Consider the following 9,107-nt stretch of genomic DNA (forward strand, 5'->3'; position numbering starts at 1 on the left):
GGGATTCGCGATGTTCGCCCTCAACCAGGGCGAGGTCTGCACGTGCCCGAGCCGCGGCCTGATCCAGAACTCGATCCTCGAGCAGTTCCTGCCCGCCGCGACCGACCGGGTCAAGCAGATCGTGCAGGGCAACCCGCTCGACACCGACACGATGATCGGTGCGCAGGCGAGCAACGACCAGCTCGAGAAGATCCTGTCGTACTTCGACATCGGCCTGAAGGAGGGCGCCCGCATCATCACCGGCGGCGAGCGTGTCGACCTCGGCGGCGACCTGTCGGGTGGCTACTACGTCGCGCCGACGATCTTCCAGGGCCACAACAAGATGCGCATCTTCCAGGAGGAGATCTTCGGACCCGTCGTCTCGGTGACGGGCTTCGAGAACTACGACGAGGCCATCGAGATCGCCAACGACACGCTGTACGGCCTCGGTGCCGGGGTCTGGTCGCGAGACACCCACACGGCGTACCGTGCCGGCCGCGACATCCAGGCCGGCCGGGTGTGGACCAACTGCTACCACCAGTACCCCGCACACGCAGCATTCGGCGGCTACAAGTCGTCGGGCATCGGCCGGGAGAACCACAAGATGATGCTCGACCACTACCAGCAGACCAAGAACCTGCTGGTGTCGTACGACCAGAACAAGCTCGGCTTCTTCTGATGAGTGCGGCGTGACCGTGGAACGCGTGGCGATCACCCCGGAGGCTGCGACCTTGCTTCGCAGCCTCCGGGCTTCGCACGCCCAGCCGCTGATGTTCCACCAGTCCGGTGGGTGCTGCGACGGCTCGGCGCCGATGTGCTTCACGCAGGGCACGTTCCTGACCGGCGCCCAGGACGTGCACCTCGGCGACCTCGACTACGGCGGCCCGGAGCCGGCGCCGGTGTGGATCTCGCGCGAGCAGTTCGCCTACTGGTCGCACACCCACATCACGATCGACGTGGTTCCGGGCAGGGGAGCAGGCTTCTCGATCGAGGGGCCGACCGGCAACCGGTTCATCATCCGCTCGCGGGTGTTCACCGAGGAGGAGACCGCGGAGCTGGCGACGTACGTCACGCCCTAAAAGGGGTAACTCGTTGTTACACTTCCCCGGTTCGCCCCGTCGCAGTAGCGTCGTGGGTGCCGCGAACCGGGAGCTGGGTACTACATGAGCGAGCTGGGCTACACACTGAAGGTCTTCCGTCAGATCGGGATGTTGAAGCCGGTCCTGCCGCACCGCATCATCGGCGCCGGGCTGCAGCTCGCCAAGTGGGGGCCCGGCCTGCCGTCGGGGGTCAACGCGGCGGCCAAGCGGTTCCCCAAGCAGCTGGCGATCATCGACGACGCCGGCCAGATCACCTGGACCGAGCTCGCCGATCAGATCAACCAGTTCACCCAGGCGCTCAAGGACCGCGGCATTCAGGCCGGCGACTCCGTCGCGGTGCTGTCCCGCAACCACCGCTACATGATCATCGCGCTGATCGCCGTCATGCAGGCCGGCGGTCGCGTGCTGCTGCTCAACACCATGGCGAGCCGTTCGCAGCTCGGTGAGCTCGCGAAGCGCGAAGGCGCCAAGCTCGTGATCCTCGACCAGGAGTTCCTCGAGGTCGGCGCCGACGTCGAGGACGACTCGATCGTGTTGTGCTGGGCCGACGAGACGGCACCGTCGACCTATCCCACGGTGGCGGGCCTGATGCAGGGCCAGCCGACCAAGGCGCATCCCAAGCCGTCCCGCCACGGACAGATCATCATCTTCACCTCCGGCACGACCGGCCTCCCCAAGGGCGCCAAGCGCGAGGAACCGGCGGACCTCAAGCCGCTGATCGCCTTCTTCGGCGCGATTCCCTATCGCGGCAACTCCACCGTGGTGCTCGCCGCGCCGCTGTTCCACTCGTGGGGCCTCATCAACTTCGGGTTCGGGCTGTCCACCGCGCCGACGTACGTCCTGCGGCGGCGATTCTCCGCCGAACAGGTGCTGCGCGACATCGACGACTACAAGGCGAAGGTCCTGGTCGTCGTGCCGCTCATGATGCAGCGGCTCGTCGACGCCGATCCGGTCGTGATCGAGAAGACCGACGTGTCGTCGCTCGAGGTCACGGCGAGCAGCGGCTCGGCCCTCGCGGGTGATCTCGCCAACCACTTCATGGACCTGTTCACCGACTCGGTCTACAACTTCTACGGCGCGACGGAGACCGGCTGGGTCACGATCGCCAGCCCCCAGGACCTGCGGGAGGCCCCCGGTACCGCCGGCACGCCGCCGTTCCGCACGCACGTCAAGATCCTCGACGCCGACGGGCGCGAGGTCCCGCAGGGCGAGACCGGTGTCATCCACGTCGGCAACGACATGCCGTTCGGCGGCTACACCGACGGCAACACCAAGGCGTTCGCGGACGGCCTCATGAACACCGGTGACCTCGGCTTCTTCGACGAGAACGGCCGGCTGTTCGTGTCGGGCCGCGACGACGACATGATCATCTCCGGCGGCGAGAACGTCTTCCCGCGCGAGCTCGAGGACGCCCTCATCGAGCATCCCGACGTCGCCGACGTCGTGGTCACCGGCATCGACGACCCGGCGTTCGGCCAGGCCCTCGCGGCGTACGTCGTGGTCAAGGAGGGCGCCTCGCTGAGCGAGGAGGATGTCGTGGCGTACGCCAAGGAGCACGTCGCCCGCTTCGCGGTGCCGCGGCGCACGATGTTCCTCGACGAGCTGCCCCGCAACCCCACCGGCAAGGTCATGAAGCGCGAGCTGCCGCCGTTTGAGTGACGCGGTCCAGTTCGGGCTCGCGCTTCGAGGCGTACGCCTGCTTCTGTGTCCGCTGTGGCAGGCTGGCCGCGTGGACATCGCGTACGACCTGCAACGGGACGCCGTGCCGCGGTTCCAAGCGGTCGTGGCAATGGGGCCGTGCCTGCCATGACGATTCGTCCTGCGGCGCCGAGGCCGCCACGGATCGGCCGGTTCGACGCGTTCCAGCGCAAGCATCGGGTGGTCGGCTTCCCGATCGCGGTGGTCTACAAGTACTTCGACGACCAGGGCCCTTACCTGGCGGCGATCATCGCCTATTACGCCTTCATCGCGATCTTCCCGCTGCTGCTGCTCGGGTCGTCGATCCTGGGCTTCGTGCTGCAGGACAATCCCGACCTCAGGGATCGCCTGCTCGACTCCGCGCTGAGCCAGTTCCCGATCATCGGCAACGAGCTCGGCCGGCCGGAGGGTCTCAGCGGCAGCACGACCGCGATCGTCATCGGGTCCATCGTGGCGCTGTACGGCGCCATGGGCCTGGGCCAGGCGGTCCAGAACGCCGCGAACATCGCCTGGTCCGTGCCCCGCAACAGCCGGGCCAACCCGATCATCCTCCGGCTGCGCAGCATCCTCTTCCTGGCGATCAGCGGCGCCGGCATCCTGGCCCTGGCGATCGCCACGTCGCTGTTCGCCCATCCCGAGGCGGTCGGCGCGGACCTCGAGACCGCCGTGCGATGGCTCATCCGCCTGGTCGGCTTCGTGCTCACGATCTCGATCTTCGTCAGTGTCTTCCGGCTGATCAGCCACGGCCGCGCTGGGTGGCGCTCGGTGCTGCCCGGGGCAGCCGTGACGGCGTTGCTCTGGCAGGGCCTGCAGTGGATCGGCAACACGTACGTCCGCGAGGTCATCGTCAAGGCCGACGGCAACCAGATGAACGAGACGTTCGCGCTGGTCCTCGGCCTGATCGCCTTCATCTTCGTCGCGGGGATCATGGTCGTGCTGGGCCTCGAGGTCAACGTCGTCCTGCGCCGTCACCTCTATCCCCGGGCGCTGCTGACGCCGTTCACCGACAACGTGATCCTGACGAAGGCCGACCAGAAGGCATACGCGGCCTACGCCAAGTCACAGCGACACAAGGGCTTCCAGTCCGTCGAGGTCACGTTCGAGGACCGCATCCCCCAGCCACCACCGCCGCCGGAGCGCACGCGGTCCGACTAGGCTGGTGGCGAACCACCCCATCGACGACCAGAGGACAGCGCCATGCCCACGGGCAAAGTGAAGTGGTACGACGCGGACAAGGGATTCGGCTTCCTGACGCAGGAGGACGGACCGGACGTCCACGTGCGCTCCGACGCGCTCCCCGACGGCGTCACGACGCTCAAGGCCGGCACCCGCGTGGAGTTCGGCATCGTGCAGGGCAGCCGTGGCGACCAGGCGCTCCAGGTACGCGTCCTCGACCCGGTCACCTCGGTCTCCCGGGCGCAGTCGCACGCGCGCCGCAAGGACCCCGAGACGATGGCCGTCATCGTCGAGGACCTCATCCGCCTGCTCGACACGATCGGTGAGGGTTACCGGCACGGTCGCCACCCCGACGGCAAGAAGGCCAAGTCGGCGGCGCAGGTGCTTCGCGCCGTCGCGAGCGAGCTCGAGCTCTGACGGGAGTCATCCAGGGCTTCGGGGTCATCGGGATCCTGATCGCCCTCGGACTGGGCCTGGCCCACGCCGGTGTGCTCGGCCAGGACTCGCAGCGGGTGCTGTCGCGCCTGGTCTACTTCGTCGCGACCCCGGCACTGCTGATCGACCTGCTGTCGCGCACCGACGTCAGTGACGTCCTCGGCGTCGGCTTCGCGATCGCCGGGATCAGCGTGCTCGCGGTGCTGGTCGTCTACGTGCCGCTGGCGATCCGTCGGGGCCGCTCGATGTCGCACGTCGTGATCGGTGCGCTGTCGGCGTCGTACGCCAACGGTGGCTACCTCGGCCTGCCGATCGCGGTGTACGTCCTCGGCGACGCGGCGTTCGCGGTGCCGATCATGGTGCTGCAGCTGATCGTGTACGCCCCGCTCGCCCTGTCGGTGCTGGACCTCGACGCGACCGGACGTCGCCCGACGATCGGCGCGCTCGCACTGGCGGGCGTACGCAATCCGGTCTCGGTCGGGGCGATGTGCGGGGTGCTGATCTCCGTCGCGGGGCTGGAGCTGCCTGAGATCGTCGGCGAGCCCCTCGCGCTGCTCGGCGGCATGGCGGTGCCCGGCGCCCTGCTGGCGTACGGCGTCTCGTTGCGGTTCGGCGGCGCGATCGGCTCGGCGCATCGTCGGGAGATTGCGGTCATCGCGCTGCTCAAGCTCGTCTGGATGCCGGCCGTGGCGTACGTCGTGGCGCGGTTCGCGTTCGGCCTCGACTCGCACGAGGTGTTCGGCCTGACCGTCATGGCGGCGCTGCCGACCGCGCAGAACGTGTTCGTCTACGCGTCGAGGTTCCAGCGGTCGGAGCTACTGGCCCGTGACAGTGTCGCGGTCACCACGCTGGTCGCGATACCCGTGCTCTTCGGGCTTGCTGCGATCCTCGCCTAGGGGCGGCCTGGTCCGCGCCCGGCTGAGCACGAAGGCCAGCCAGGCGATCAGGATCGCCGCGGTGACGAGGAGGCCGATGCGCGGGGTCGCGTCGATCGTGAAGAGGCCGATGCCGAGCAGGCCGCCGATGACCCACGACAGCTGGAGCAGGGTCTCGGAGCGGGCGAACATGCTCGTGCGGACCCGCTCGGCGACATCGCGCTGGATCAGCGCGTCGAGGCTGAGCTTGCCGAGCGACTGGCACAGCCCGACCGTGAGGCCGAGTGCGACGGCGGTCCACCACGTGAAGAACACCGCAACGGTGGCGACGACCGCGACGTCGAGGACCAGCACGGCGATGACGACCCGCTCTGGCCGGCGCGACTTCGCCGCGGAGCCGATCAGGATGCCGAGCGTGTTGCCCGCACCGGCCCCGCCGATCACGAGGCCGAGCAGGATCGTGGCGTTGCCCTCCCAGCCGACCGAGTCCGGTGGGTCGCGCAGCGTGAACGCCATGAAGATCGTGAGGAAGCCCGACAGCAGCCGCAGGCCCGAGTTGCTCCGCAGGGCGTTGACGACGGCGTGCGTGATGCTGATGCCGCGGCGCGGCGCGTCGGTGATCTGGGAGAGGTCGACCTGCTCCTCGCCCTCGCTGGAGTCGACGCGGGCGGGCAGCAGGATCGCGAGGATCGTGCCGACGACGAACAGCAGGGCGGCGTAGCGCAGGGCCCACGGCGCACCGATCGTGGCGGCACCGATGGCGATCGGCGCCGAGATCGCGGCCGCTCCGGTGCCGGTCAGCGAGATGCGGGAATTGGCCTTGACCAGGGTGAACTCGCGGGGGAGGACACGTGGCACTGCCGAGGCGCGCGTCACGCCGTACGCCTTGGACGAGACGAGGCAGCCGAGCGCGGCGACGTAGAACGCGGGCGACTCGTCGACCACGGCGCCGGCGAGGACCCAGCAGCAGAAGGCGCGGACGGCGAGGGTGGCGCCGATGGCCCACCGGCGGCCGCGGCGGAACCGGTCGAGGAACGGCCCGATCAGCGGTGCGACGACCGCGAACGGCAGCATCGTCAGGACGAGGAACAGCGCGACCTGCCCGGTGGCCTCGTCGGTCGGGACGGTGAAGAACAGCGTGCCGGCCAGCGAGATCGCCATCGCGGCGTCGCCCGCCGTGTTGAACGCGTGCATCTCGAGCAGCCGGGAGAATCCGCTCTCGCCGGCGCCGCCGGAATGGGTGAATCGGCGAGCGCCGGTGAACGCCTTGGTGCCGCCCTTCGCGAGGGCTCGCGCGGTCCCGGACGAGACCCGGCCGGCTATCTGGGCCGAACGCCCCAGGCGCGACTGCTCGGGCGGTAGGGGACGTGTCGGATCGGGTCCGCGTTCGTCCTCGTCTCCGTAGCCGTCCACATCGACTATCCTGCCTCACCCCGCGAGCCCCGGCCGCCCGGACATGGGCGACAATGGATGAATGCCCATCGATGAGCAGCTTGCCGCCGCTGTCGACGTTGCCCGCGCGGCCGTCGCCGAGGCCGCCGACGCCGGAACCGTCGGCGATCACGCGCGCGTCGTCGAGGATGGCGAGCGACTCGTCTCGCACCACTTCACCTGCCTCAAGCGGGGCTACCGGGGCTGGTACTGGTCGGTCAGCATCTCCCGCGCCCCCGACAGCGACCGCGTCACGGTCAACGACGTGGTCCTGCTGCCGGGCGACGACGCGATCATCGCCCCGCCGTGGACGCCCTACCGTGAGCGCATCCGTCCGGGCGACCTCAGCCCCGGTGACGTGCTCCCTCCCGACGAGGACGACATCCGGCTCGTGCCGTCCTGGTCCGCCGGTGACGGCGATGAGCAGACCCCGGACCGCTTCTTCGCCCGCGAGGTCGGCCTCGGCCGCGAGTGGGTGCTGTCGCTCGAGGGCCGCGAGCTCGCCGCCGACCGTTGGCAGGAGGGTGAGCAAGGTCCCGACGCCGCGATCGCCCAGCAGTCCGCCGGCGTGTGCCACTCGTGCGGCTTCATGGTCAGCCTGGCCGGCCCGCTGTCCGACCGCTTCGGAGTCTGCGCCAACGGCATGGCCAACGACGATGGCAAGGTCGTTTCGTTCGACCACGGCTGTGGCGCGCACTCCGGTGCTCGGCTGAGCCGCTCGGCCAGCGCCCAGGCGCTGCCTCCGCCGGTGTTCGACACCGTCGGCGTCGACGAGGTCGACAACTTCTAGCCAGTCGCTGTCTGACGGCCCGAGAACTCGTTCGCCGGTGAGGTGACAAGCTCGGTCGTGTCAGTCGATGCGGCGGCGACGGCCGGGTTGCATGCGCAGGGCGTTGCGGCGCCGGCGGCAGTACTCGATGCCGATCAGGCCGAGGCCGAAACCGGCGAGCGCGGTCCACAGCCACCACGTGCGGCCATCCTCGTCGAGCGTGCCGATGAACGGCAGGAGGGCGACCGCGATGACGCCCCAGACGATCGTGCCGACCGTCATGGTGCGGACCCCGTCGACATCCATGGGCTCGACCTCGGCGACCCGGTGGGTCTTGCGGCCGATCTCGAGCTCGGTGACCTCGGGCCGGCCGAACTCGTGACGACGCGCGGCGCGCTCGAGCCGGGCGATCTCGCGATGACCCATCTTGCGCTCGATGGTCTCGGGACCGTCGCCCTGACGGATCACCCATTCGTCGTCGTTGCTCACAGCACCGCCCGCGTGGAAAAGGCACGGTACGCAGACGGTGCCGTGATGTTCTGTTGGTTCACTCGCTGGCGCTCGCTCACATCACCACCCTACCGCCGCGGGCCGCCACGGTTTCGCGTGCTGTCATGCTGATCTGCAATGAATCCGCGCCATCGACGCCTCCTGATCCCGGGCCTCCTCATCGCCTTGCTGGTCGTCGTGCTGGTGAGCTCGCTCGCTCGCCGGGCCGACGGCGCCGAGGCCGGCCCGGAGATCGTCAGCCGGATGAGCGATCCCAGGATCACCGAGTCGAGCGGCCTCGCCATCAGCGTGAAGCACGACGACCTGGCCTACACGATCAATGACTCCGGCAACGAGCCGATCATCTTCGCGATCAAGGTCTCGACGGGGGCAGTGGTGGGCACCACGACGATCACCGAGAACACCCCGATCGACACCGAGGCGATCGCGATCGACGGCGACGGCGAGCTGTGGGTCGCGGACACCGGGGACAACCAGGAACGACGCACCGATGTCGCCCTGTACGCCCTGCCGGAGCCGGGAACAGGAGACCACTCGGTTGCTGCCGAGCGCTACCCGATCACCTACCCAGGAGGCCCGGCCGACGTCGAGACCCTCCTCATCAATCCGCGTACGGGAGCGAAGGGCGTCGTGACGAAGGGCCTTTTCGGCGGAGAGCTCCTGGCGTTGCCGAGCAAGCTCGCCGCCGACCGGGCCAATGAGGCGAAGGCACTCGGCCACGACATGCCGGCCATGATCACCGACGGCTCGATGTCCGCAGACGGGCGATACGCGTTGCTCCGGTCGTACAGCGACGCCTACCTGTACGACGCCACGACCTGGAAGCCCATCCGTTCGGCTCCGACCCCCGCGCAGGCGCAGGGCGAGTCGATCGCGTTCGAGCGGTCACAGAAGTCGTACCTGATCGGCAGCGAAGGGGCGAACTCGGCGCTGATCCGGATCCCGCTGACGCTGCCCAAGGCCGAGGTGGTCCCGACTCCGACGGCGAAACCCACGAAGCAGGCGGGGTCGACGAAGGATGCGAACCGGGCCGGCAGCGGCTTCGCGGGCAGCATCTGGCTCTGGGTCGTCGGCGGTGTCGCGCTGGTCGCGGCGATCGCCTCCGCGGCGAGTCGCCGCACCTGATTCCCAGGC

9 protein-coding genes and 1 pseudogene are annotated in these 9,107 nt (G+C 69.1%); 8 read left to right on the top strand and 2 right to left on the bottom strand.

Going from position 1 to position 9,107, the window contains the following annotated elements; all coding sequences use genetic code 11:
• The 6 genes and pseudogenes from adh to V6M46_RS19365 form a co-directional block, all read left to right on the top strand.
• Positions 1 to 658, top strand: a pseudogene (adh, locus tag V6M46_RS19340) (aldehyde dehydrogenase); the annotation flags it as partial.
• A 10-nt stretch (positions 659 to 668) separates the two neighbouring features.
• Positions 669 to 1,058: a DUF779 domain-containing protein gene (locus V6M46_RS19345; protein WP_442880567.1), complete on the top strand. Its 390-nt coding sequence runs from the start codon at positions 669 to 671 to the stop codon at positions 1,056 to 1,058.
• A gap of 84 nt (positions 1,059 to 1,142) precedes the next feature.
• Positions 1,143 to 2,738 (top strand): AMP-binding protein, encoded by a 1,596-nt coding sequence (locus V6M46_RS19350; protein ID WP_332668116.1) that lies wholly within the window; start codon positions 1,143 to 1,145, stop codon positions 2,736 to 2,738.
• Between the two features lie 147 nt (positions 2,739 to 2,885).
• Positions 2,886 to 3,932, top strand: a complete 1,047-nt coding sequence (locus V6M46_RS19355; RefSeq protein ID WP_332668118.1) for a YihY/virulence factor BrkB family protein — start codon at positions 2,886 to 2,888, stop codon at positions 3,930 to 3,932.
• A 42-nt stretch (positions 3,933 to 3,974) separates the two neighbouring features.
• Positions 3,975 to 4,370: a cold-shock protein gene (locus V6M46_RS19360; RefSeq protein WP_056402941.1), complete on the top strand. Its 396-nt coding sequence runs from the start codon at positions 3,975 to 3,977 to the stop codon at positions 4,368 to 4,370.
• Positions 4,371 to 4,408: 38 nt separating this feature from the next.
• Positions 4,409 to 5,284, top strand: coding sequence for an AEC family transporter (locus V6M46_RS19365; protein WP_332668132.1), 876 nt, complete (start codon positions 4,409 to 4,411; stop codon positions 5,282 to 5,284).
• Here V6M46_RS19365 and V6M46_RS19370 read toward each other — a convergent pair.
• The gene (locus tag V6M46_RS19370) at positions 5,204 to 6,676 is read right to left on the bottom strand and encodes an MFS transporter (RefSeq protein WP_332668124.1); all 1,473 of its coding nucleotides are present in this window, start codon (positions 6,674 to 6,676) and stop codon (positions 5,204 to 5,206) included. The two genes, V6M46_RS19365 and V6M46_RS19370, sit on opposite strands and share 81 nt — an antisense overlap.
• Positions 6,677 to 6,737: 61 nt before the next feature.
• Between V6M46_RS19370 and V6M46_RS19375 the strand changes: the two genes are divergently transcribed.
• Entirely contained in the window at positions 6,738 to 7,484 is a 747-nt protein-coding gene (locus V6M46_RS19375; RefSeq protein ID WP_332668125.1) for a DUF3027 domain-containing protein, read from the top strand.
• Positions 7,485 to 7,544: 60 nt separating this feature from the next.
• Here V6M46_RS19375 and V6M46_RS19380 read toward each other — a convergent pair whose 3' ends face one another.
• Positions 7,545 to 7,952: a DUF2530 domain-containing protein gene (locus V6M46_RS19380; protein WP_332668127.1), complete on the bottom strand. Its 408-nt coding sequence runs from the start codon at positions 7,950 to 7,952 to the stop codon at positions 7,545 to 7,547.
• Positions 7,953 to 8,090: 138 nt separating this feature from the next.
• Here V6M46_RS19380 and V6M46_RS19385 point away from each other — a divergent pair, with 138 nt between their 5' ends.
• A complete protein-coding gene (locus tag V6M46_RS19385; protein ID WP_332668129.1) occupies positions 8,091 to 9,098 on the top strand; it encodes a hypothetical protein in 1,008 nt (335 codons plus the stop codon).
• Positions 9,099 to 9,107: the final 9 nt, after the last annotated feature.

It is taken from the genome of Aeromicrobium sp. (assembly GCF_036676885.1).
Classification (GTDB): Bacteria; Actinomycetota; Actinomycetes; order Propionibacteriales; family Nocardioidaceae; genus Aeromicrobium.